General features: G+C 70.7%; 21 protein-coding genes and 1 pseudogene. 6 read left to right on the forward strand and 16 right to left on the reverse strand.

Translation table 11 applies throughout. From position 1 onward, the window contains the following. Positions 1-33: 33 nt before the first annotated feature. From ACFQVC_RS08720 to ACFQVC_RS08750, 7 genes are all read right to left on the reverse strand, one after another. Positions 34-1422, reverse strand: a complete 1389-nt coding sequence (locus ACFQVC_RS08720) for a cryptochrome/photolyase family protein (RefSeq protein ID WP_381828508.1) — start codon at positions 1420-1422, stop codon at positions 34-36. 153 nt (positions 1423-1575) lie between these two features. Then, the gene (locus ACFQVC_RS08725; protein ID WP_381828511.1) at positions 1576-2382 is read right to left on the reverse strand and encodes a hypothetical protein; all 807 of its coding nucleotides are present in this window, start codon (positions 2380-2382) and stop codon (positions 1576-1578) included. 121 nt (positions 2383-2503) lie between these two features. Continuing rightward, positions 2504-2965 carry a roadblock/LC7 domain-containing protein gene (locus ACFQVC_RS08730; RefSeq protein WP_381828514.1) on the reverse strand — a complete coding sequence of 154 codons (462 nt, stop codon included), beginning with the start codon at positions 2963-2965 and terminating at the stop codon, positions 2504-2506. A 62-nt stretch (positions 2966-3027) separates the two neighbouring features. Beyond that, complete coding sequence (locus tag ACFQVC_RS08735) at positions 3028-3618, reverse strand: GTP-binding protein (protein ID WP_381828517.1); 591 nt, start codon at positions 3616-3618, stop codon at positions 3028-3030. Then, positions 3599-4006, reverse strand: coding sequence for a DUF742 domain-containing protein (locus ACFQVC_RS08740; RefSeq protein ID WP_381828520.1), 408 nt, complete (start codon positions 4004-4006; stop codon positions 3599-3601). Before ACFQVC_RS08740 ends, ACFQVC_RS08735 begins: the two co-directional genes overlap by 20 nt. 5 nt (positions 4007-4011) lie before the next feature. Next, the gene (locus ACFQVC_RS08745; RefSeq protein ID WP_381828523.1) at positions 4012-4512 is read right to left on the reverse strand and encodes a roadblock/LC7 domain-containing protein; all 501 of its coding nucleotides are present in this window, start codon (positions 4510-4512) and stop codon (positions 4012-4014) included. Continuing rightward, positions 4505-7075, reverse strand: coding sequence for a sensor histidine kinase (locus ACFQVC_RS08750; protein ID WP_381828526.1), 2571 nt, complete (start codon positions 7073-7075; stop codon positions 4505-4507). Before ACFQVC_RS08750 ends, ACFQVC_RS08745 begins: the two co-directional genes overlap by 8 nt. A 342-nt stretch (positions 7076-7417) precedes the next feature. Here ACFQVC_RS08750 and ACFQVC_RS08755 point away from each other — a divergent pair, with 342 nt between their 5' ends. Continuing rightward, a complete protein-coding gene (locus ACFQVC_RS08755; RefSeq protein WP_381828529.1) occupies positions 7418-8956 on the forward strand; it encodes a carboxylesterase/lipase family protein in 1539 nt (512 codons plus the stop codon). A 138-nt stretch (positions 8957-9094) separates the two neighbouring features. Here the strand turns inward: ACFQVC_RS08755 and ACFQVC_RS08760 are convergent, their stop codons facing one another. Both ACFQVC_RS08760 and ACFQVC_RS08765 read right to left on the reverse strand, forming a co-directional pair. After that, a complete protein-coding gene (locus ACFQVC_RS08760; protein WP_381828532.1) occupies positions 9095-9661 on the reverse strand; it encodes a heterodisulfide reductase-related iron-sulfur binding cluster in 567 nt (188 codons plus the stop codon). A gap of 133 nt (positions 9662-9794) precedes the next feature. After that, positions 9795-10835: pseudogene (locus tag ACFQVC_RS08765) on the reverse strand (FAD-binding oxidoreductase); the annotation flags it as partial. Here ACFQVC_RS08765 and ACFQVC_RS08770 point away from each other — a divergent pair. Beyond that, a complete protein-coding gene (locus ACFQVC_RS08770; protein ID WP_381828535.1) occupies positions 10741-11265 on the forward strand; it encodes an SLC13 family permease in 525 nt (174 codons plus the stop codon). The pseudogene ACFQVC_RS08765 and the gene ACFQVC_RS08770 sit on opposite strands and share 95 nt — an antisense overlap. Positions 11266-11377: 112 nt before the next feature. Here the strand turns inward: ACFQVC_RS08770 and ACFQVC_RS08775 are convergent, their stop codons facing one another. Then, the gene (locus ACFQVC_RS08775) at positions 11378-11884 is read right to left on the reverse strand and encodes a class I SAM-dependent methyltransferase (protein ID WP_381828538.1); all 507 of its coding nucleotides are present in this window, start codon (positions 11882-11884) and stop codon (positions 11378-11380) included. Beyond that, a complete protein-coding gene (locus ACFQVC_RS08780; protein WP_381828541.1) occupies positions 11808-12188 on the reverse strand; it encodes a hypothetical protein in 381 nt (126 codons plus the stop codon). The genes ACFQVC_RS08775 and ACFQVC_RS08780 overlap by 77 nt, the downstream gene beginning before the upstream one ends. 296 nt (positions 12189-12484) lie before the next feature. Between ACFQVC_RS08780 and ACFQVC_RS08785 the strand changes: the two genes are divergently transcribed. Beyond that, positions 12485-13450: a glycoside hydrolase family 6 protein gene (locus ACFQVC_RS08785; protein WP_381828544.1), complete on the forward strand. Its 966-nt coding sequence runs from the start codon at positions 12485-12487 to the stop codon at positions 13448-13450. A gap of 21 nt (positions 13451-13471) precedes the next feature. Here ACFQVC_RS08785 and ACFQVC_RS08790 read toward each other — a convergent pair whose 3' ends face one another. Then, positions 13472-13819 (reverse strand): VOC family protein, encoded by a 348-nt coding sequence (locus tag ACFQVC_RS08790; RefSeq protein WP_381828547.1) that lies wholly within the window; start codon positions 13817-13819, stop codon positions 13472-13474. Between the two features lie 147 nt (positions 13820-13966). Between ACFQVC_RS08790 and ACFQVC_RS08795 the strand changes: the two genes are divergently transcribed. After that, positions 13967-14458, forward strand: coding sequence for a cytidine deaminase family protein (locus ACFQVC_RS08795; RefSeq protein WP_381828550.1), 492 nt, complete (start codon positions 13967-13969; stop codon positions 14456-14458). 86 nt (positions 14459-14544) lie between these two features. Here ACFQVC_RS08795 and ACFQVC_RS08800 read toward each other — a convergent pair whose 3' ends face one another. The 4 genes from ACFQVC_RS08800 to ACFQVC_RS08815 all read right to left on the reverse strand — a co-directional run bounded on the left by ACFQVC_RS08800 (position 14545) and on the right by ACFQVC_RS08815 (position 18962). Then, positions 14545-15087, reverse strand: a complete 543-nt coding sequence (locus tag ACFQVC_RS08800; RefSeq protein WP_381828553.1) for a heme-binding beta-barrel domain-containing protein — start codon at positions 15085-15087, stop codon at positions 14545-14547. Between the two features lie 119 nt (positions 15088-15206). Then, complete coding sequence (locus tag ACFQVC_RS08805; RefSeq protein WP_381828556.1) at positions 15207-15644, reverse strand: SRPBCC family protein; 438 nt, start codon at positions 15642-15644, stop codon at positions 15207-15209. A 172-nt stretch (positions 15645-15816) separates the two neighbouring features. Continuing rightward, positions 15817-17481, reverse strand: a complete 1665-nt coding sequence (locus ACFQVC_RS08810) for a glycine/sarcosine N-methyltransferase (protein ID WP_381828559.1) — start codon at positions 17479-17481, stop codon at positions 15817-15819. A gap of 341 nt (positions 17482-17822) precedes the next feature. Continuing rightward, positions 17823-18962: an amidinotransferase gene (locus ACFQVC_RS08815; protein ID WP_381828562.1), complete on the reverse strand. Its 1140-nt coding sequence runs from the start codon at positions 18960-18962 to the stop codon at positions 17823-17825. A gap of 230 nt (positions 18963-19192) precedes the next feature. On the opposite strand from ACFQVC_RS08815, the gene ACFQVC_RS08820 reads away from it, so the two are divergent. Together ACFQVC_RS08820 and ACFQVC_RS08825 are read left to right on the forward strand one after the other, a co-directional pair. Beyond that, positions 19193-20869 (forward strand): carboxylesterase/lipase family protein, encoded by a 1677-nt coding sequence (locus tag ACFQVC_RS08820; protein WP_381828565.1) that lies wholly within the window; start codon positions 19193-19195, stop codon positions 20867-20869. A 61-nt stretch (positions 20870-20930) separates the two neighbouring features. Beyond that, positions 20931-22904, forward strand: coding sequence for a M13 family metallopeptidase (locus ACFQVC_RS08825; RefSeq protein ID WP_381828568.1), 1974 nt, complete (start codon positions 20931-20933; stop codon positions 22902-22904). The last annotated feature ends 74 nt before the right edge of the window (positions 22905-22978 follow it).

The raw sequence follows: 22978 nt of genomic DNA on the forward strand, positions 1-22978 counted from the left end.
AGTGCGGGACCGTGCGGGGCCGCTCCCGAGCCGTCACGCGAGGCCGCGGGCCTGTTTGAACCGGGCAGCGGCGTCGGGCAGTTCGATGAGCGGGTCCGGATAGTCGTAGCGGGCCCGCTCCGGGCCGGGGAGCTTCCACGGTTCGTGGACCGCGGATCCCCCAAGACCGGCGAGTTCGGGCAGCCACCTGCGTACGTACGCGCCCTGCGGGTCGTGCCGCTTGCCCTGCAGGACGGGGTTGAGAACCCGGTTGGGGCGGGTGTCGGTTCCGGTGCCCGCCACCCACTGCCAGTTGAGCTGGTTGTTGGCCACGTCTCCGTCGACCAGCAGATCGAGGAAGTGCCGGGCGCCGATCCGCCAGTCCAGATAGAGCGTCTTGGAGAGGAAACTCGCGGCCAGCATCCGGGCCCGCCCGTGCATCCAGCCCTCGTGCGCCAGCTGGCGCATCGCCGCGTCGATCACCGGATAGCCGGTGCGTCCCTCCCGCCAGGCCTGTGCCTCCTTCTCGTCGCGGCGCCAGCGGTCGTGGCGGGGGCGGTAGTCGGCGCTCGCCGTCCGCGGGCGGGCGGCGAGTACCTGGTGGTGGAAGTCCCGCCAGGCCAGCTGGCGCACGAAGGCGTCGCCGCCGGGGCCCGGGTGCGCACGGGCCCGGTGGCACAGTTCCGTCGCGGACAGCGTGCCGAAGTGCAGATGCGGGGAAAGCCGTGAGGTGGCGTCGCCCGCCAACGCGGAGGCGTCGTCCTCGTAGGCGTCCAGGCCGCCGCGCAGCCAGGAGGTGAGGCGGCGCCGGCCCTCGCGCTCACCGCCCGTCGCGAGGCCCGGCGAGAGTCCCGCCGTCTTCCGGCGGTCGGGAAGGGCGTCGGAGCCGAGGCCCTCGGGCACGGACACGGCCCGCGGGGCGCGCAGCACCTCCCGTACGCCCGTGTCCTGCCAGCGCCGGAAGTACGGTGCGAAGACCGCGAAGTGATCGCTCTTCTGCGGCACTTGGGCCCCGGGCGGCACGACGGTGACCACCGCGTCATGCACTTCCAGCGCGCATCCGGCGGCGGCGAGCGCGGTCCGCAGCCGCTCCTCCCGTCGCCGTGCGTACGCGCTGACGCCCGCGGCCAGATGCACCGCACGGGCCCCGGTCGCGGCGGCCACCGAGCAGACCTCGGCCACCACATCGCCGGAGCGCAGCACGAGCCGGCCGCCGCGTTCGCGAAGGCCGGCGTCGAGGTCGGCCAGACAGTCGGCGAGGAACGCACGCCGGTTGGGCACATCGAACCCGGCCGCCCGGACGCCGTCGTCCCGGACGAACAGCGGGACCACCTGGGCGCCGGAGCGCAGTGCGGCGTGCAGCACCGGGTTGTCGTGCAGCCTCAGATCGGCGGTGAACAGACAGATGGAGACGGAGCCCGGGGCGGGGACGGTGACGCTCAACTGCATGACTCCTGGAGGTGCTCGGGGAACCGGAACCGCCCGCGGGACGGCCGCCCCATCGTTCCACCCGTGCCTGGTCAGGGCCGGTAGGCAGCACCGGGCGACGGCTTCGGGCGGCGTCCGAACCGGCCCCTGGCGGCGTCTGCGGCAGCGCTACTTCTCCGTGATGCGCAGATCCGTGAGCCACACGCGCGCCGCCTTGTCCTGTACCTCGGCGCCGTAGGTGCCCCACTGGGGGCGGTTGAGGCTGTCCCAGGTGCGCCAGGGGAAGGCGGCCACCTGCGTGCCGTCGACGGACAGGGCGACCCGGCCCTTGTCGGCGGAGCGTGCGGTCGTGAGGGTCAGGTCGACGGTCTTGTACTGGTTCTCGGGCATCGGGGCGCTCCACGCCAGGTTCCACTGCTCCCCCGGCGCCACCTTGAACAACTTGAGCCGGCCGTCCTCGACCTTCAGCAGCACCGGGTAGTTCTGCTGGGCGTTGGGGTGCGACTTCCACTGGAAGACCGTGCCCGCGTCAGCGGTGTCGGTCTTCACCTTCCAGTGCAGGTGGTACGTCCTGCCCTCGTGGAAGCCGTAGCCGAGTTCGGGGCGGCCCTCGTCGTCGCCACCGTCGGCGGCGACGCTGCGCGCCTCGCAGCGTTTGACGCCCGCGGGCCGGTCGAAGAGAAACGCGTCGTCCTGCGCGGTGACCTTTCCCGGCCGTACGCAGTCGAGACCCGCGAACACGTCGGTGCCACGCTCGGGTTCACCCCGCCAGATCTCCTCTCCCCCGCCGGTGGGTGCGGCCGCCCCGGGGGCGTCGCCTGCGCGTTCCGCGCTCGCCGCGGACATGAGGACGGCGGAGCCGGCTGCCGCGACGGCGGCGGCGGCCGCGGTGAGAGCGAGCCGGTTGCGCTTCTTCCGGTGGCTGGACGTGGCGGGTACGGCTGGGGTGCCGGTCTTCGTGTCGTGGTGGGGCATGCCGGTCAACGTAGTGATCCGGCGGGGCCGTGTACCAGCCCGGAGAACCCTGCTAAGGCGGCCTTAAGACGCCATTAGCCGCGCGCTACGGATCATGCGCCCGCCCGTAGTCGTACGTTACTCAGTACGTGCCGAGGAACAGGCGGCACAGGTCGCCCTGCCCCGGGCCGTCGAGGAGTCGGGCCAATTCGTGGGCGGTGCGCGCCGCTTCGTACATGACGTGTGCGGGCTCGCCCCGCTCGTTCGCGAGGAACACCAGGCTCGCGCGCGCGTCGACCGGGATCAGGCACAGGTGGTGGCGGCCCATGTCGACGGTCGTGGCGTTCACCCAGCCGCCGCCGTACGCCTCGGCCGCGCTGCGCGTCAGGGCGCCGAGGCCGGCGGCGAGTGCGGCCAGCCGCTCCGCGTCGTCGGTGCGCACTCCGTCCGACGCGGACAGGACGAGTCCCTCCGTCGAGTGCAGTACGGCGAAGGCGGCTCCGGGGGTACGGGCGCAGAAGTCGGTGACGAGGCGGGTGGCCGTCTCGACGGGACGCGCGGCGGAAGTCGAAGGGGACGCGGACCGGTGGGGTACAGAGAGCACGGGGCAACCTCCGGATTTCTCGGGGGTGTTGATACGGCGGGCCGGTGCGGCCGGGGTGGCGCTCAGGCCTCGCAGTAGCGGGTCAGGGCGTGTTCGACGAGGGTGATCAGCGTGTCCTGCACGCCGGGCCGCGTGCGCGCGTCCACCGTGACGACGGGCACATGAGGAGCGAGCTGCAGCGCCTCGCGGACCTCGGCGGCCTCGTAGGCCTGGCGGCCGTCGAAGGCGTTGAGGGCCACGACGAACGGCAGCCCCTTGTTCTCGAAGTAGTCCACGGCGGGGAACGAGTCGGCGAGCCGGCGGGTGTCGACGAGGACGACGGCGCCGAGTGCCCCGCGTACGAGGTCGTCCCACATGAACCAGAAACGGTCCTGGCCCGGCGTACCGAAGAGATAGAGGATCAGGCCGCCACCTTCCAGGCCGATGCGCCCGAAGTCCATGGCGACCGTGGTGGTGCGCTTGCCCGGGATCTGCGCCAGGTCGTCCACGCCCTCGGACGCGGAGGTGAGCACGGCCTCCGTGCGCAGCGGTGTGATCTCGGATATCGCCCCGATCAGGGTGGTCTTGCCCACCCCGAAGCCCCCTGCCACGACGATCTTCGCCGAGGTCGTGGAGTCGTTGCGGGCGGGGGCGCTAGAGACGGCGGAGGCCACCGAGGACCCTTTCCAGAAGTGCCGTGCCGGGCTGCCCGGGCACGGGGTTGTTGACGTCGACCAGGCCCTGCACGGCCAGGTCGGAGACGAGGACCCGGGCCACGCCGAGCGGCACGCGCAGGGCCGCCGAGATCTCGGCCACCGAGGCCGGCGCCGCGCACCGGTGCAGGATCAGATGGTGTTCGGGCGCCAGCGCGGCACTGTGCGCGGGGCGCCCGGCGGCCGTGGTGACCAGGGCCTCGACGGCCAGGGCGACATGCCCTTCGGTGCGGCCGCCGGTCAGGGTGTACGGGCGCGGACCGAGCGGCACGGCGTCCGCGGCGGCGGTGGCGCCGTGCGCGGGCGCAGCGGTCGCACCGTGCCGGGATGCGGGGGGCGTGGAGTGCATCGGGCTCATCCGGCGGGAAGCCCGGGAGCCGTCCCGGCGGTGGTGCGGTCGGCCTGGCCGCGCAGGGTGGTGCGCAGCGCGGGAGTGAGGACCTGGCCCACGCGGCGTACCAGGCGCGTCATTTCGTAGCCGAGTACGGCCCGGTCCACGGCGGCGTCGGCGGACACGGCGAGCAGGGATCCGTCGCCCACCGCCATGACGATGAGGACGCAGTGCTGCATCTCGATGACCGTGCGCTGGACGGGAGTCGAGCCGAGCAGTTCGGAGCCGGTGTACGCGAGGGCCGCGACGCCGCTGGCGATCGGCGAGGTCAGCTCGGGTGCGAGGGCCTCGGGCAGAGCCGCTCTGGCCAGGAGCACCCCGTCCGCCGAGACCACGGCCACGTCGAGCAGACCGGGCGTCTGGTCCAGGAAGCGCTGCAGCAGCCAGCGGAACTCACCGACGGCGCGGCCGGACTGGGGCAGGGCGGCGGGCGCGGCCGGGGGCAGGGCGTACTGCTCATGCATGGGCGCTCTCCTCCTGCGTACCGCCGGAGCCGGAGCCGGAGCCGGAGCCCGAGGCGGCGCCGTCGCCGCGACCGTGGCCGTGGCCGTGGCCCGAGGCGTGGGCGATGCCCGCGTGCAGTCCGCTGAGGCGCTCGCGCAGTTCCTCGGGGCTCGGCCGGCCCGCGGGAGCGCCGGCGTACTCCTTGGCGGGCGCCTCGCCCTCGGGCCACTGCGCCACCCGGCCACTGCGGGCCTTCGGGGTACGGACGGGAAGTCCCGAGTGGGTGAGGGGAGTTGACTGCGGCTGTGCCTGCGGCTGCACCTGTACCTGCGGCTCCGGCTGCCGGTGTGGCAGCGTCTCCGGCTGCGGCTGGGGCTGCTGGTGCGGCTGCGTCACCGGCTGCGGCTCCAGGTGCTGCTGCGGGTGCTGCTGCGAAAGGGAGGGTGACGGCTCGGGCTCCTCGGCGCCGCGCGGCAGTCCGGCCGGGGCCGGTCCGGCCAGTCCCCGCCTCGCGTGCCGCCCGTCATCGCCGACCACCGCAGTGGCACCGGCGACGGCAGTGGCGCCGGCGACGGCCGTCGGACGCGGCTCGGGTGCGGCGAGCAGCTCCGCCGGAACGATGACCGCGGCCACCAGGCCCGAGGGTGCGTTGGGGTGGAGGCGGACCTCGACGCCGTGCTTGCGGGCCAGGGTGCCGACCACGTAGAGCCCCATGGTCTCCGAGACGTCGACACCGGTGCCGTCGGCGGCCCGCAGTACGTCGTCCGCGGCGCGCAGCTGGTCCTCGTTCATGCCGATGCCGAGGTCACGGATCTCCAGGAGGAAGCGCCCGTCGGGCACCCGCTGGCCGCTCACGGTGACCTGGGTGTCGGGACTGGAGAACGACACGGCGTTGTCGAGGAGTTCGGCGGTCAGGTGCACCAGGTCGTTGGCGGCGTAGCCGGCGACGGCGATATCGGGCAACGAGCGGTGCACGACCCGTTCGTACTGCTCGATCTCGGATGCCGCCGTGCGCACCAGGGCGAGCGCGTCCAGGGGCGCGGAGCGGTGGTTGCCGATCTCCGCGCCCGCGAGGACGAGGAGGTTCTCGCTGTTGCGCCGGATGCGGGTGGAGAGATGGTCCAGATGGAAGAGGCGGGACAGCTGCTGGGGGTCGGGCTCGTCCGATTCGAGCCGGGTGAGCAGCGCCAGCTGGCGCTGGACCAGGTTCTGGTTGCGGCGCGAGAGGTTGCGGAAGATGGCGTTGACGTCCTCGCGCAGCTCGGCCTGGGCGCGGCCGAGGCGTACCGCCTCCAGGTACACGCGGTCGAACGCCCGCGCCACGTCGCCGATCTCCTCGCGCGAGCGGACGCCGAGCACCCGGCCCTCCAGCTCGGCGGGGAGCGCGGTGCCCTGCGTGAGATGCCGGGTGACCTCGGGCAGATGCTCGTCCGCGACGGTGGTGGCGGCGGAGCGCAGCGAGCGCAGGCCGCGCACCAGGCGGCGCGAGGTGAGGTAGGCGAGGGTGGCCGCGGCGAAGAGGATGGCGGCGGCGATCGCGGCGTCGATCCACATCTGCTCGCGGGCCTCGTCGCGCTGGTGCTCCGCGGTGCTGATGACCCGGTGCTCGACCGCGTCCTGTACCGCGGCGAGTTCCTCGCTGACCTGGGTCATGGCCCCGTACCAGCCCTTGGGCAGGGACTTGGCGAGGTTCTGGCCGCCGTTCTCCTGCAGGGCCGCGACGGTCTTGTGCACGGTCTGCGCCTGGGGTGAGGCGGCGATCTTCTCGTAGCGGGTGCGTTCGGCGTCGTCGGCGAAGAGCGAGAACTCGTTGCCGGTGATGTCGCGTACGAGCTGTGAGGCCACGATGTCGCCGAGCTGCGCGGCATCCACCTTGCCGGCCTTCTCGGCGCCGGCGATGATCGAGCGCTGGCTGGTCAGCATCATGCTGTTGAGGCCGATGGAGTACAGCGTCCAGCCCGCGGACTGGGCGTTCTCGCCGATGCCGCCGACCTGGTTGTGCACACCGCTGACGGAGACGAGCAGTGCGCCGTAGCCCTTTTCGATCTCCGGGTCGGGGGCGCCCTTGTCGGCGGCGGCACGCAGAGTGGGCAGGGCGCCGAGCGACTCCTTGATGGCGCTGCGGTGGCGGTCCATGCCCGTGCCCTCGGGCAGGGCGGCGAGCCGCTCCTGGAACTCGTCGGCGCGGGTGTCGGTGGTGGCGCGGGCCTGGCTGAGCTTGTCCTCGCCCTCGGCGGCCCGCATGCGCGGGTCGGTCGTCAGATCGCGTTCGGCGGCGAGGGCGCGGGTGAAGTGCGAGGCGGAACGGCTGGCGTCGGCGATCCCGCGGATGTCGCCGTAGCGGCCCGCCGTCGCCCACGAGTCGTGGATGCGCAGACCGGCGAGGACGAGCGCGGCGATCAGCGGGACGAGGACCACCACGGCCATCCGCTCGGGCACCCTCAGGTCGGCCGGTGACAGACCCCGGCGACGGGACCTGCCGCGGCTTCGGGTCCTGCGGTGGTCGCCGGTGTCCGCCGACGGCGCGGTGGACGGAGTGGGGGCGCTGCTGTTCAACTGCGGCTCGTCTTCGGGAGGGGACAAGGGCGGAGCACCGATCCCAACACGCCTTTCAAGATCGGCTTTCGCGCTTTGGTCCCGATACGAAGGACCTACGTCCCTACGGCGGGCCGCATGGCGTGGCCCATGGGCCCGTGGCCGGAGGCCGGCCTTGGCAGGATCCGGGCCGTCCCGGGACCGGCCCTGGCGGGATGCGGCCGTCCCGGGGGCGGCCCTGGGCGGGATGTCGGCGCGGCCGGATGCCGACCGTGGCCGGATGCCGACCGTGGCCGGATGCCGACCGTGGCCCGGAAAAGGGTTGGCCCGGCTTCCGGGGGCGGCGGGAGGATGCGCGGTGTCCCGTCATGCGTCCAGGGGGAAGCTGTGGTGACCGTCACCGAGGCAGGCTCGCCAGGGCCGGAAGTCCGTACCGCGGCCGGGATCGTGCGCGGCGGCTGGGAGTCGGAGCGGGCGGTCTTCCGGGGGATCCCGTTCGCCGGGCCGCCGGTCGGTGCGCTGCGTTTCGCGGCGCCGCGACCGGTGGACGCCTGGGACGGAGTGCGGCCCGCGGTGGCGTACGGACCGCCGCCGCCGCAGTCCGCCGCGTTCGGCATGGACACGCTGGCGCGGGATGCGGCGGGTGACGACTGGCTGACGGTCAACGTCTGGTCGCCCGAGCCAGGCCCTGGAGCGGGGCTTCCCGTGCTGGTGTGGATCTGCGGTGGCGCCTACGTCTTCGGCATGTCCGGCCTCCCGGAGTACGACGGCGGCCGCCTGGCCGGGCACCGCGTGGTCCTCGTAACGTTCAACTACCGCCTCGGCGTGGAGGGTTTCGCGCAGATCGAAGGTGCCCCCGCGAACCGCGGCCTGCTCGACCAGGTCGCCGCTCTGCAGTGGGTGCGCGACAACATCCGGGCGTTCGGCGGCGACCCGGACAACGTCACGGTCTTCGGCCAGTCGGCGGGCGCCGGATCGGTCGCCGCCCTGACGGCCATGCCACGGGCGGCGGGGCTCTTCCGCCGGGCCGTCACGCAGAGCGTGCAGGGTACGTTCTTCTCCCCCGAGCTGGCCGCCGACATCGCCACCGCCTGCGCCCGCGAGGTGCACCTACGGCCCACAGTCGCCGACTTGTCCACCGTGGCCCCGTCCCGGCTGCCGGCCGCCGGGGACGCGGTCGCCGCGAACATGAGCCGGTGGCAGGGACGTTGGGGCCGGATCACGCATCGGCCGATCCCGTTCTCCCCCGTCGTCGACGGCGATGTCCTGCCGGTCACCCCTTGGCAGGCGCTGGCCGCAGGGGCGGGCCGGGACATCGGGCTCCTCGTCGGTCACACCCGTGACGAGCACCGCCTCTTCAGCCTGATCGACGGTCTGCTCGGCCAGGTGACACAGGAGCAGACGACGACCGCGCTGCGCGCCCTCGCTCCCGGCCCGGACGGCGAACGGCGCTACCGCGACGCCTTCCCGGCCGCGAGCCCGGAGGAGCTGTACGAACTGGTCCATGCCGACTGGCTGTTCCGGATGCCGTCCCTCCATCTCGCGCTGGCGCAGCTCGCCGGCGGCGGCCGGGCCCATGTCTACGAACTGGCCTGGCCCGCCCCAGGGATGGGCGGCGTCCTCGGCGCCTGCCACGGTCTCGACGTGCCGCTCGTCTTCGGCACCCTGGGCAGCGGGCAGCCCGCCCTGCTGATCGGCGAGGCAGATTCGTCGGAGGCGGAGGCGCTGTCCGCGCAGATCCGCACCGCGTGGACGGCGTTCGCCGCTCACGGTGACCCCGGCTGGCCCGCGTACGACACCGAGCGGCGGCTCGTCCGCCTCTTCGACACTCTCGGTACCCGGCCCGCTGTCATCCCGTACCCGGAGGAGACCTCCCGGCTGCTCTGGGAGAACCACACGTTCCCGGCGCTTCCACTGGCCGACGGGTGAGCGCTCCGCGGGAAGTCCGGTGCGTCATCTGCGGGTGCGTCGTGGCTGGTCGCGCAGTTCCCCACGCCCCTTTGGGGCACGACCAAGGCCACCGGACTTCCTCAAGGCTGCTTGGCGGCCCCGCTGCTCCTGCGCTCCTCAGGCGGAGTGCAGCGCCTCGCGCACCGGCCGCACCGGATGCCACGCGGACCGGGCGGTCCCGTGCTGGATCTGCTGGCGGCAGGAGGCGCCGGTGGCGACGACGACGGTGTCGCCGGGGGCCGCTCGTACGGCGGGGAAGAGGCGGTCCTCGCCCACCGTCATCGATACGTCGTAGTGCTCCGACTCGAAGCCGAACGAGCCCGCCATGCCGCAGCACCCCGCGTCCAGCTCGACGACCTCCACGCCGGGGATCCGGCGAAGGAGCGCGACCGTCGCCGCGGTGCCGACCTCCGCCTTCTGGTGGCAGTGGCCGTGGAAGAGCAGGGTGCGGCCGTTGAGCCAGGAGTCGGGGCGCAGTCGCAGGCGTTGCTCGTCGATGGCTTCGGTGAGGAGTTCCTCCAGCTGCCTGACCCGGTCGGTGACGGACCGGCCGGCCGGGTCGTGCGGGAGGAGGGCACGGTGTTCGTCGCGCAGGGTCATCAGGCAGGAGGGTTCGCAGCCGGTGACGGGGGCGTCCGGGGGTGTGGTCGCGGTGAGGTGGTGGATCAGCCACCTGGAAGTCAAGGCGGGTCCGCAGTCCGGGCGCGGGCGGCAGCGCCGCGTCGCGCAGGTGGTCGGTCATGGCGGGCGCGTCGACGATCTTGCCGGGGTTGAGGCGGTTCTCCGGGTCGAAGAGGCCCTTCACGCGTCGCATGGCGTCGTAGAGCTCGTCGCCGAAGAGTTCCCGGTTGAACTCGCTGCGGGCCAGTCCGTCGCCGTGCTCGCTGGAGTTGGCGCCGCCGAACTCCGCGACCAGGTCCTTGATCTCGCCGGCGACTTCGCGCATCGTCGCGCGTTGCGCGGGGTCGGCGACTTCGCGCATCGTCGCGCGTTGCGCGGGGTCGGTGACGTCGAGGAAGGGGCGGATGTGCAGACAGCCCACCGAGCAGTGCCCGTAGAAGCCCGCCGTGAGGCCGTGCCGGTCGAGCACTTTCTTCAACTTCCCTGTGTACGCGGGCAGCTGGGCCGGGTCCACGGCGGTGTCCTCGATGAACGCGAGCGGCCGCTTGGTGCCCTCGCTCGCCGCCATCGGCAGGCCGAGGCTCGAATTGCGGACCTTGAGGAGTGCGGCCCGGTCGGCGGGGGTGACGGCCTTGAGAGTGTGGTAGCCGTGTCCGTGCCGCCGCCACAGGGCAGCCAACTGCTCGAACCGGCCGCTGAGTTCGCGTTGGTCATCGCCGGTGAACGACACGAACAGGAGGGCGTCGGGGTCGCCTTCGAGGACCGTGGACAGCGCGGCGTACTCGATTTTCTGCCGGGACAGATCGAGGATCGTACGGTCCATCAGCTCGACGGCGGCCGGGTCGAGGGCGAGCGCGTCCTGCGTGGCCTCGATGGCTCCGGCGACCGAGGTGAAGTGGCCGACGGCGAAGACGGTACGGGCGGGTTTCGGCACGAGGTCGACGAGGGCCCTGGTCGTGACGGCCAGGGTGCCTTCGGAGCCGACCACGAACTTCGCCAGGTCGAAGGGCGCGTCCGGGCGGGCGAGCCGGTCCAGACGGTATCCGCCGGCGCGGCGCCAGTGCCGGGGGAACCCGTCCGCGATGGCCTCGGTGTGCGCGGCGACAAGCTGGGGCAGTTCGCGGTGGATCCGGCCGTCGAGGGTGATACGCCCCGCGCGGTCGGCCGTGGTCGTCGTGCTCACGCTCGTCGACCCCGATACGGCAAAAGGCGCCGTCGACCGGTGCGCGTGGTCCACCGTGCTGCTCGTCTGCGGAGTCGTCACCTTCGTCGGTGTCATGGAACGCATGGGCACGATCGACTGGCTCGGCGAAAGCGTCGCGAGCATCCGATCGCCGCTCCTGGGTGCCCTGCTGATCTGTCTGATCGGGGCCGTGGTCTCCGCGTTCGCGTCCACGACCGGCATCCTCGGGGCGCTGATCCCGCTGACCGTACCGTTCTTGATGGATGGTCAGGTGACCGCGGTGGGTCTGATCATCGCTCTCGCCGTCTCCTTGTCCGTGGTGGACTCCTCACCACTGTCGACCAGCGGCGCGCTGGTCACGGCCAACGCCCCCGAGGAGCTACGGCCCCGGGTGTTCGGCGCCCTGATGAAGTGGGGCATGTCGATGGCCGTCGTCGCACCGCTCGCCACTTGGGCGCTGTTCGTGCTCCCGGCGCAACTGTGACGGGAGCACGACCACCCGAGTCGCTGCATCAACTTCTCCGCATCAACTTCTCTTCACCAACCTCTCTGTATCAACGGCACTGCATCACCGACGTCGCTTCAGCGACGTTGCCTCAGGCGGCTGTGCGCATGGGTGAGCGCCGGGGCAGCAGCTCGCGCGCCAACTGCCGTGCCAAGCACCGGCGTTCGGTGTGCCCACCCGCGACACGCACCATCACCTCGCCGGCGATCCGCTCGTTGACGGCCTTCATGCCCTCCTGGCCATCGGCCCACTGCCGGACCGCCTCGCGCAAGGGGTCACCGGCTCCCCAGGTGGCGTACAGATTGTTCGCCGATACGCACACGGGGTGCAGCCCTTTGGTGAACACCGCCTCCCGGACGGCGGCGGCCACACCCGGCACACGTTCGGTGCGGTAGTCGTCGAGCGCGACGACACCGCCCGGGCGCAGGATCCGGCGCGTGATGTCGATATCGCCCCGCACGTCGTCGTACATGTGAGAAGCGTCGATATGGACGAACCGGTGCGAGGACGGCTCGAGAAGATCACCCAGGGCCGTGGTGCGGACCTGCACGATGGCGGGCGGACGCCGGTGAAAGGCACGGTAGTTGGCCGAACGCATCACGGGTCAGCCGCTTGCTGTAGTACGTGTGAGTGCCCCGCCGGCTGTAGCGGCCGCACGATTCGTCACCGAAGAGATCGCACACGGTGAACTCCTCGCCCGCGCACACATGGCGGCCCATGACGATGGCCGACTTGCCGAGATAGCAGCCCATCTCCAGGACATCGCCCGGCTGTGCCGCGGCGGCTTCGAGGAACACCGCGAACAGCCCCTGGTCGACGGGGTGGAACCAGCCGGGAACGTCGTCGAGGCTGCGCGGCTGCGGAGGTGCGGCTTGTGCGGCTTGTGCGGCTTGTGCGGTCATGGTGCTGTGCTCGTTTCATGGTGCCGCCGCGGCGGGCCGGTCGCTGCGGCTCTTTCAACGAGAACCCGTACCCGCGGTCACGACAGCCGACCACTGAGCCTTCATCGCTTCAAGGCAACAAGCTGTGAACTCCGAGTCACGCGTCATGTATTGACAGCTTCGAGGTCCGGTTTCACGATGTCCCACAACCGCGCGGCATTCCGCTTCAATTTGGGAGCGCTCCCAAACGGAGCCGCTTTCAGCTAGACCGGCTCGGGCGCATGTCTGCCCCCACCCTCTCCGAGACGAGGTCCGCCATGCCCAGGTACCGCCGTGCCCTCTTGTCGTTACTGCTCGCAGTTCCCCTGGTGCTCGGAGCCCCGGCTGTCGCCCACGCCGACAGTCCCGTGGCCATGACCAGCGGGTTCTATGTCGACCCCGGTTCCAGTCCCGCGTCCTGGGTCGCCGCCAATCCCTCCGACGGGCGCGCCGCAGCCATCAAGGACGACATCGCCAACAAGCCCATGGCCCGCTGGTTCGGCAGCTGGAGCGGCACCATAGGCACAGCCACCGGCGCCTTCGTCGGTTCCGCCGACGCCGTGGACAAGCTTCCGGTCCTGGTCGCGTACAACATCCCCAACCGCGATATCTGCGGCGGGCACTCCGGTGGAGGTGCCGGTTCCCCCAGTGCGTACAACACATGGATAGCCGCGTTCGCCGACGGCATCGGCGCCCGCCCCGCCCTCGTCATCCTGGAGCCGGACGCGCTCGGCGACACAAGCTGTATGACCCAGGCCCAGATCGCCGAACGCAACGCGCTGCTCAACAACGCCATCACCCAGTTCAACCAGAAGGCTCCCAACACCTGGGTCTACTTGGACGCCGGCAACCCGGCCTGGCTCAGCGCCGACACGATGGCGCGGCATCTCAACGACGCCGGTGCGAGCCGGGCCCACGGCTTTTCGCTGAACGTCTCGAATTACCACACGACGGGCGTGAACACCGCCTACGGCGACTCGATCAACACCAGGCTGAAGGCCGCCTACGGCTACACCAAGCCCTACACGATCGACACCAGCCGCAACGGCAACGGATCCAACGGGCAATGGTGCAACCCGGCGGGCAGGAAGATCGGCACGCCATCCCGACTCGGGGGCGGCGCCGAGATGTTGCTGTGGGTGAAGACACCGGGTGAGTCCGACGGGAACTGCGGCGTGGGCTCGGGTTCCGTGGCGGGCCAGTTCCTTCCCGAGGTCGCCTACCGGATGATCTACGGCTACTGATCGCCGCACGGCACCGACATGTCAGTGGTGGCCCAAGACGTTGATCACACGGCCGTTGGGGTCGCGGACGAAGAAGCGACGTACTCCCCACTCCTCGTCCTGCAGGGGATGGACGATCTCCGCGCCGCTGTCCCGCACGGCCGTGTAGACCGTGTCCACGTCGTCCACTTCCACGCTGATGTCGGGGACGACCGGCCCCGTCATGTCCTCGGTCATGACGCTGATCTGCGCGCCCGGGGTGGACGGAGAGGCGAGCGTGATGATCCAGCCGAGGTTCATGGCCTCCTCGAACCCGAGCAGGTCGTAGAACGCGCGGCTCTCCTTCGTGGCCGACGACTGGATGTTGGGCACGACGCGGCGGACGGTCACGGGGCGACTCCAAAAGGCGTTGAGAACTGCTGTATCTCCGGACTCCCCACCACTACTACGCCTCTTCCGCCACCGCACGCCTTTAACGGCACGGGCACCGGGCCGGCATCGATCCCACCCGCTCGACTGCGCCGTACCATGCGCCGCATGAACATCCCGAGTCGCGAACTGACATCCGAGGACCTGGAACTCATCGACTTCGCCAAGCGTCTTGTCGACGCGAACACCGACGGGGAGGACGGCGCACACACCATGGGCGCAGCCGTCAGAGCGGCCGACGGCAGGATCTACGGCGGCATCAACGTCTACCACTTCACCGGTGGCCCCTGCGCGGAGCTCGTCGCGCTCGGCCACGCGCGCGCGTCCGGCGCCAGGGAGCTCTCGGCGATCGTCGCCGTGGGGAACTGCGACCGGGGTGTCTTCGACCCGTGCGGCCGCGACCGTCAGGTGCTCTTCGACTACCACCCGGACATCCGGGTCATCCTGCCCACACCCGAGGGCTTGAGGAGCGTCCGCATCAGGGACCTCATGCCCCTCGCCGGCGGGTGGACCATCGAAGGCGGAGCGCAGAACCTCGGCGCGGCGGCGGCAGGCGCGGACGCTCCTGCCGCCGAACAGCCGGACCGGCGGCCCGTCTAGGCCTTGCGGCTCGGCTGGGGCTTGCCGCCCGTCTAGGCCTTGCGGCTCGGCTGGGGCTTGCCGCCCGTCTAGGCCTTGCGGCTCGGCTAGGGCTTGCGTTGCAGCCGGGCCGCGAGATGGTGCTGCAGCGGCTGACCGACCGCCGCGAGGTCGTGCAGGAACGTGAGGGTTCCGTCCTCGGCCAGGGTGTAGCGGCGGCGGGTGGCGTCGACCTGCTTGGCCGTCGGGGCGAGCGCCACTTCGTGGGTGGAGAGGTCGACGGCGCCCTCGGCCGCCCGGCCGACCGCGATCTCCGCGATGCCGGTGGGCTGGGTGATCAGCGCCTCCACGCGGCCGTCGGCCTGGAGCCGCCACCAGCCGCTCTCCCGGGCCGAGGGGCGCAGCGGCGCGTCGTCGGCGTCGAGCAGCCAGGCGCGCGCCTCGTAGCGGAGGAAGGGGCGGCCGTCATGGCTGAAGGTGACTTCTTGTGCGTACGTGAAGTCCCCGTCGATCGTCGGGTACTCGCCCTCGCCTCGCCCCTGCCAGACCCCCAGGAGGCCGAGCACGGGCGCGAGGAGCGGGTGTGGTGCGGGCGCCTCGTCCGGACGGTGGCCGTCGGGGTACGGGTGTTCCGGTGCGAGGTCGAACACAGTGTGCGCTCCTGGGTCGGGGCCGATGCCGGGTGGAAGCCTAGGTGATCGCACGGGCACGGCGCGGACCGCCGCCGCCCCGCCGTGCCGCGGCTCCCCGCCACGGTGCCCCGTCGCCGTCACACGCGCTTGGCCAGGAACTCCGTCAGGCTGTCGAGGAGCATGTTCGTGCCCTCCTCCGCCTGGTCGCGCGCCTCCGCGGTGTCGCAGGTCTGGGAGACCGTGACGCCGGTGCCGCCGCCCTCGTGGCGGTCGAGGGTGAGGGTCATGACCTCGGGCTCGGCCCGGCCGGGTATGTCCATCCCCATGACGAGGCGTTCGCCGTCCACCACCTCCAAGTAGCTGCCGGTCAGCGGGAATTCCCCTTCCGGGGTGACGACCGTGGACTTCCATGCGCCGCCGGTCCTGGCGTCGATCTCAACCGAACCCTCCTTCGCCCAGGCCCACTCGGCGTACTGCTCGGCGTTCGTCCACGCGGCCCAGACGGCGTCGGCCGGGGCCTGCAGTGTGCGGGTGATCGTGTACGAGAATCCGGGGGTGGTGTGCGCGCTCATCATCAACCTCATCGTGTCCGCGCCCCCGTGCGGGGCGGTCACAGCTGTAGACGGCGCAGGACGACGACACTCATCGACCCACCAGTGTGACCTGCACCACACTCGCGACGAGGCGACGGCACGACGGCGCCCCGGAGGCCCGAACGGCCCCCGGGGCGTGCGGCTCAGCCGGGGGTCAGCTGTTGCCGTCGCGTACGAACTGGAAGATGCCCCAGGTGAGTTGGCGGTCCTGGCCGCCGTCGACCCAGTGGCGGAGGCCCTTCTTCATCTGGATCAGGTAGTCGTGACTGACCTTGCGGGCCAGGCCGTTGCTCTCCTGGTGTTCGGTCTCCTCGAGGACCCGCGCGTAGTGGGTCACCAGGTGCTCCCTGAGCTCTTCGAATCCGCCGTCGGCGGGATCGGCGGGCGTGAAGCCGAGCCGGGCGAGAGCTTCAGTGTAGAAGCCGGGTGAGCCCATGTCGTCCAGGTGGATGCGGTCGAGGATCGGCTGCAGCACCGCGGGATCGCAGCCGTCCGCCGCCATCGGGTCGGTGAAGATCAGCCGGCCGCCGGGCTTCAGCACCCGCGCGGCCTCCTCCAGGACCCGCACCCGGTTGCCGCTGTGCAGGAAGGCGTCCTGGGACCAGACCACATCGGCCTTGCCGTCGGCGAACGGGATGTCCTCGAAGGAGCCGTCCACCACCTCGATCCGGTCGCTGAGCCCGCGCGCCGCGTTGAGCTCCCGGTGGCGTCGGTTCTCCACTTCGCTGAGGTTGAGGGCGAACACCCGGCAGCCGTATGCCTCGGCCAGGTGCCGGGCGGAGCCGCCGAATCCCGAGCCGAGGTCGACGACGACCGATTCCGCGGTCAGGTCGAGCTTGCCCGCCATCCGCTCGACCGTACGGCGGCTGGCGTCGGCGATGGGCTCGCCGGGCCGCTCGTAGAGACCGATGTGGATGTCCTCGCCGCCCCACACCGTGGAGTAGAAGGTGTCGGCGTCGGAGGAGTTGTAGTAGCTGCGGGCGGTACCGACCGCGCCGCTGTACTGCGTATCCTCCTCGTCCTCGATGCGGTACTCCTTCTCCGCCACATGCACGAAGAAGTCCGGCTGTTCCCCGCGGTAGGTGTGCTGGAAATCGCCGTAGGTGTCAATCCGCTGGAATCCCACCTCGGCCATGAGGCGCCGGGTGTAGTCCTTCCGCAGCGGAAACATGTTGAGGTGATAGATCGACTCGTCCGGGAATTCGTACCGCATACGGCACAGACCCTCGTCGACGTATTCCGGCTCCACGGTGACATCTTCACCGCAGTAGTAGTACCTGTGCTTGCTCGTGTAGCCGTCATCCAGAATCGCATCGTAATTGCGCTGGTCGAGTACGAGGATTCCGTCGTGCTTGAGCATCGCGTAGAACTCGGCAAGTGCCTTGCGCCGGTCTCGCTCCGAGAAGAGATGGGTGAAGGAGTTTCCGAGGCAGACGATGGCGTCGTATTCACCGTGGACATCCCGGTTCAGCCAGCGCCAGTCCGCCTGGACGACGCGCATGATGTGACCGCCCCGTGCCATGCCGTTCTCGAAGGCCATGGCCAGCATGTCCGCGCTGCCGTCGGCACTGACGGTTTCGAATCCCGCCGCCAGGAGACCCACCGAGTGGAAGCCGGTGCCCGTTGCCACATCGAGCACGCTTTTCACTCCGCGTTTGCGCAGCAGGTCGATAAAGAAGGTGCCCTCGCTCTCCGCCCTCTTCCCCCAATCGATGAGCGAGTCCCACTTCTCGACGAAGCTGGGTATGTACTCCTCTGTGTAGTGCCCGGTTTCGCGAACCTCGACGGGGTTGTCTCCGAACTCTTGGACCGATTGCACGATGGTGGGGAACCCTTCCATGGTGGGAATCGCGCTCTGACGTCGGCTCCGGCTCCACCCCTGCCTGCCGGAGCCACTTGGGTTGCTCCGATCGCTATCCAGGATCGGCGGATCCATGCCACCCCCTTTCGTATACACAAGGGCTCACGACGGCAAGAGCGGTCCTGGCCAGTGGCTTTCGGCTCCGAGATTTCTTCGGACCCGACGGCTCCACGCACCCTTGACACCGCCGGCGGGGCGGTGCGGTGGCCGCGGCGCGGGAGCGGGAGCGGGGGCCGCGAACGGGGGCCGGTCAGGTCCGGGGAAAGGCGGGGAAACCGGTCGGATCACGGGAGGCCGGATCACGGGAAGTACGACTCGAGCGGGCCGCGACGCCTGATGTCGAGCGTCGCGCAGTGGAACGAGCCACCGAAAGGCGCGTAGTGCAGCAGGTCGCACGGGATCGGTTCGAAACCCCAACTCTCCAGCGCCCGGAGCATGTTGGTGTGGTGCCGCTCCGCGATCACCCGGGTTTCGTCGATCATCAGGATGTTCATGCTGAGCCACTTGCCGCACAACGAGGTCAGCTTGAGCAGGCGCTCGTCGATGGGAGTGGGCTCGGGGGCGATCAGTACGTCCCAGGAGTCAAGGACCTGAGGCAGGCGGTCGACGTCGATGTATTCCGGGTTGACCAGAACCTTGCCGGGCGCTAGGAGGACGAAAGTCGTGTCGATGTGCATCGGCGTACGGCAACGGCTCTCGATCTCGTGGATGCGATAGCCGCGTCCGAGATGGCGGCGCAGCCACTCGATACCCATACGGTTGGTGACGTTGCTCCGCGTGACGAACAGGTCGCGTCCCGCGCGTACGAAATCCGCCGCGTCGAATACCGGCTCGAACTCGGTGAGGACGTAGCGCATGGGCTCGCCGTCCTCGGGGACACGGAAATCCTTCTCGAACAGCGCGTCGGTGAGCTGGGGTTTCGGTGCCGACGTCCAGCGGGCGCCACGCCGGAAGTAGTCCTTCAGGAGCGGGCGATAGGAGTGCGTCTCGAAATACCGGCACGGCCATGCCATCGGCGTTTCGATGATCTCGTCGCCGATCACGAGCATGCTGTCCCGCGGGCAGGTGTTGCAGAAACCCCGTGACGACCAGTCCGGGGTGCTGAAACGCTGCCGGTGCTCGGCCGGCTCGGGGCGTGTGACCGTGATGCCGAGCGACCGCAGGAGGCCGATGAATCCGTCGAGTTCGCGCTGGGCCGGCTCGATCACCCTGCGCGGATACCGAAGGCCGGTGGCGAGCCCCTGCAGCCGCGCCGCCCAGGGCGGGATATTGCAGGTCACGACCGGATGGCTGGAGGGAATCGTCGCGCCGTCCAGGCGCCCGACGACGACCTCCTCCAGGGGGTCCCACTCATTGTGCGAGTTGACCGGCGAAACGAGCGGTCCCGCCTCGGTCTCCTTCGTGGTCGGCCGCGTCGGCCGGGCCGGCGGCGCCGCCATCACAGGTATCCCGGAGTTGGAGTTGCCATATCCCGGAGTTGGAGTTCCCACAAAAGGTGAGTACCAACTGATGGCCCGTTCAATCCTCTCAACTCCCGTGACATATTGCGCTGTTGATTCCTGGACGCATTCTGGACACCCCGCCCGGATACCCAGGAGCGCTCGCCCCTTCGAGGGCCCGGACGGCGTGTCGACCCGGCCCCGGGGGGCGCGGCGCCGACGGTGTCGGGGTGAACACGACAGCCAGGTACGCCGCCGCGGTCCTCGCGCTTCTCCTCATGACCGGTTGCGCGACCGCCTCCTCGGCGGTGCCGGCGCGGGAGCGGCCCGCGGATGCGCCGCTGACGGTCCGCGTCGACTCCGGCCGGCTGCACGGCGTCGCCACCGGCAAAGCCCGCCGGTTCCTCGGTGTTCCCTACGCGAAACCGCCGACCGGTGCCCTGCGCTGGGCGCCGCCACAGCCGCCGGAGCCCTGGGACGGCGTCCGCGAGGCGACCGCGTCCGGCAGCAAGTGCCCGCAGAGCACCCCGGGCGCGAAGCCGTCGACGAACGAGGACTGTCTCTTTCTCGATGTGACGACACCGCGCAGACAGGCGCCGGGCACCAAGCTGCCGGTGATGGTGTGGTGGCACGGCGGCGGCTTCACCCGGGACAGCGGCAGCGACTACAACGCCGAGCGGATGGCCGAGCAGGGCGACGTCATCGTCGTCACGGTCAACTACCGCCTCGGGATCCTCGGCTATCTGGGGCTTCCCGGTCTGCCGGGGTCGGGCAACTTCGGGTTCGCCGACCAGATCGCGACCCTGAAGTGGGCCCGGCGCAACGCCGCAGCGTTCGGGGGCGACCCGGACAACCTCACGGTGTTCGGCCAGTCCGCCGGCGCCATGTCCGCGTGTGCCCTGCTGACGTCGCCCGCGGCGGAAGGCCTCGTCGACAAGGCGGTCATCTCCTCGGGCTCCTGCCGTCTGGACTGGCCCACCGGCGGACTGTTCCCCGGCGCACCGGCCCACTCGCCCTACGTTCCGCTGCGGCGCGGGCAGGGCGACGGGCTCGCGGCCGCCAGGGAGCTGGGGTGCGCCGAGGGCGAGGAGCTGGCCTGTCTGCGGTCCAAGCCGGTCGCCGAACTGCTGCCGAAGACACAGCAGTTCGCCGATCATCTCGCCCACGGCACCGCTCTGCTGCCGGTGCATCCGGCCACCGCGCTGCGTACGGGCGCGTTCGCCAAGGTGCCGGTGATCTCCGGCGGCAACCATGACGAGGCGCGTTCGTTCGTGGCCGGAGCCATGGCGTTCGACCCGAAGCTGATCACGGCACGGACCTACCCGGAGCTCCTGCGGCGTGCCTTCGGGGACAGGGCGGACGAGGTCGGGGCCCGGTACCCGCTGTCGAAGTACCCCTCGGCGGGCCTTGCCTGGGCGACGGTGACGACGGACCGGTCCTGGGCCTGCCGGACGCTGGCGGGCAACCGGCAGTTCGCCGCGCATACGACGGTGTACCCGTACGAGTTCGCCGACCCGGACGCCCCTGACGTCAACCAGTTGCGCGTTCCCGAGGTCCCGCAGGGCGCGGCCCACGCCACCGAGCTGCCGTCGCTGTTCGATCTGCACGGCGTGGATCTGCTGCGGGGCGGGCCGCAGCGGGAGCTGTCCCGGCAGCTGACCGGCTACTGGACGCGGTTCGCCCACACCGGCAACCCGAATCACGACGGGGCCCCGCACTGGCCGTCGATGCCGAAGGCGACCCCCGGAGCGGCGGGAGCAGCGGGAGCAGCGGGAGCAGCGGGTGACCGTGTCCTGCGCTTCGTGCCCGGCGCCGTGGCGTCGGCCGACTTCGCCGCGGATCACCAGTGCCGGTTCTGGGACACCTTCGACCCCGTGAACGCCCGCGGTGCGGCGGGCCGGGACTGAGATTCAGGGGCGGCCCGCACCGGGGCGGCATACAGCCCACGTACCGGCTTAAAGTGCAGGGATGAGCACTCTGGACGACGCCCGTGCGGGCATGAACCCTGACATCCGGCCGCAGGACGACCTGTTCGGCCATATGAACGGCCGCTGGCTCGATACCGAGAAGATCCCCGACGACCGCTCCAGCTGGGGCCCCTTCGTGCAGCTGGTCGACACGGCCGAGCAGCAGGTCAGGGAGATCATCCAGGACCTGACGGCGCAGGCCGAGGCCGGGGCCGAGGAGGGCGCGGTGTCCGATGACACCCGGAAGATCGCCGCGCTGTACGCCTCGTTCATGGACGAGGCGGCCGTCGCCGCGCACGGGCTCGCCCCCGCGCGGCCCCTCATCGACGCCGCCCTCGGCCTGCGGGACACCCGCGAGCTCGCGGCGTTCCTCGGCCGCTTCGAGCGCATCGGCGGATCCGGGCTCTTCGGCAGCTACATCGACACCGATGACCGTGATTCCGACCGCTACCTCTACAACATCGTGCAGGGCGGTCTCGGCCTGCCCGACGAGTCGTACTACCGCGACGAGAAGTTCGCCGAGATCCGTGAGAAGTACGTGGGCTACCTCACCGAGCTGCTCACCCTCGGCCAGCACGCCGGGGCCGGGGCCGCCGCGCGGTCCGTGCTCGCCCTGGAGACCCGCCTCGCCGAGGGCCACTGGGAGCGCGCCGAGACCCGGGACGTACAGAAGACGTACAACCTCACCGACCTCGGCGATCTGGTCGCGCTGGCCCCGGAGTTCGACTGGCACGGCTATGTGGCGGCGCTCGGCGGTTCGGACGCCACCATCGCGCAGACCTGTGTCCGCCAGCCGTCCTACCTCGCCCATCTGTCCACGGTCCTGGCCGAGACGCCGGTCGAGCAGTGGCGCGACTGGGCGCTCGTGCAGGTCCTGCAGTCCTGTGCGCCGTATCTGGACGACAAGTTCGTGCAGAACAACTTCGACTTCTACGGCCGTATCCTCAACGGCACTCCCGAGCTGCGGCCGCGCTGGAAGCGTGCCGTCGCGTTCGTGGAGGGGTCCATGGGCGAGGCCGTGGGCAAGGAGTACGTCGCGCGGCACTTCCCGCCGAGCTCCAAGGCGATGATGGACGAGCTGGTCGACAACCTCCTGGAGGCCTACCGGCAGTCGATCGCCCGTCTCGACTGGATGACCGACGGGACCAAGGAGCGGGCGTACGAGAAGCTCGCCACGTTCCGGCCCAAGATCGGCTACCCGGACACCTTCCGGGACTACTCCGCGCTCGAGGCCGACCCCGGCGATCTCCTCGGCAACGCGCACGCGGCGGCCGCCTTCGAGTCCGACCGGCAGCTCGCCAAGATCGGTTCACCGGTCGACCGTGACGAGTGGCTGATGCTGCCGCAGACCGTCAACGCGTACTACAACCCGGGCACCAACGAGATCTGCTTCCCCGCCGGCATCCTGCAGAAGCCGTTCTTCTCCCCCGACGCCGACGCCGCCGAGAACTACGGCGGCATCGGCTCGGTCATCGGTCACGAGATCGGGCACGGCTTCGACGACCAGGGCGCGCAGTACGACGGCCAGGGCAATCTCAACGACTGGTGGACGGCCGACGACAAGAGCGCCTTCGAGGCCAAGTCCAAGGCTCTGGTGAGGCAGTACGACGCGTTCTCGCCGCGCAATCTGCCGGGCGAGTTCGTCAACGGCTCGCTCACCGTCGGCGAGAACATCGGTGACCTGGGCGGCCTGACCATCGGCCACACCGCGTACCTGATCTCCCTCGGCGGTGAGCCGCTGCCCGAGCACGGCGGCCTCACCGGTACGCAGCGGCTCTTCATGAACTGGGCGTACTGCTGGCGCACCAAGCGGCGCAAGGAGCAGGAGCAGCAGTACCTCACGATCGACCCGCACTCGCCGCCGGAGTTCCGCGCCAACATCGTGCGCAATCTCGACGAGTTCCACATGGCGTTCGGCACCAAGGAGGGTGACGGGCTCTGGCTCGCTCCCGAGGAGCGCGTGCACATCTGGTGACCGGCCGCGGCGACGGTCCCCGCCCCGGTGTCCGGCCTGGCGGCCGGGCGCCGGGGCGCGCGTCTGTCCGCCCC

This window comes from Streptomyces monticola, assembly GCF_042665355.1.
Lineage (GTDB): Bacteria > Actinomycetota > Actinomycetes > Streptomycetales > Streptomycetaceae > Streptomyces > Streptomyces monticola.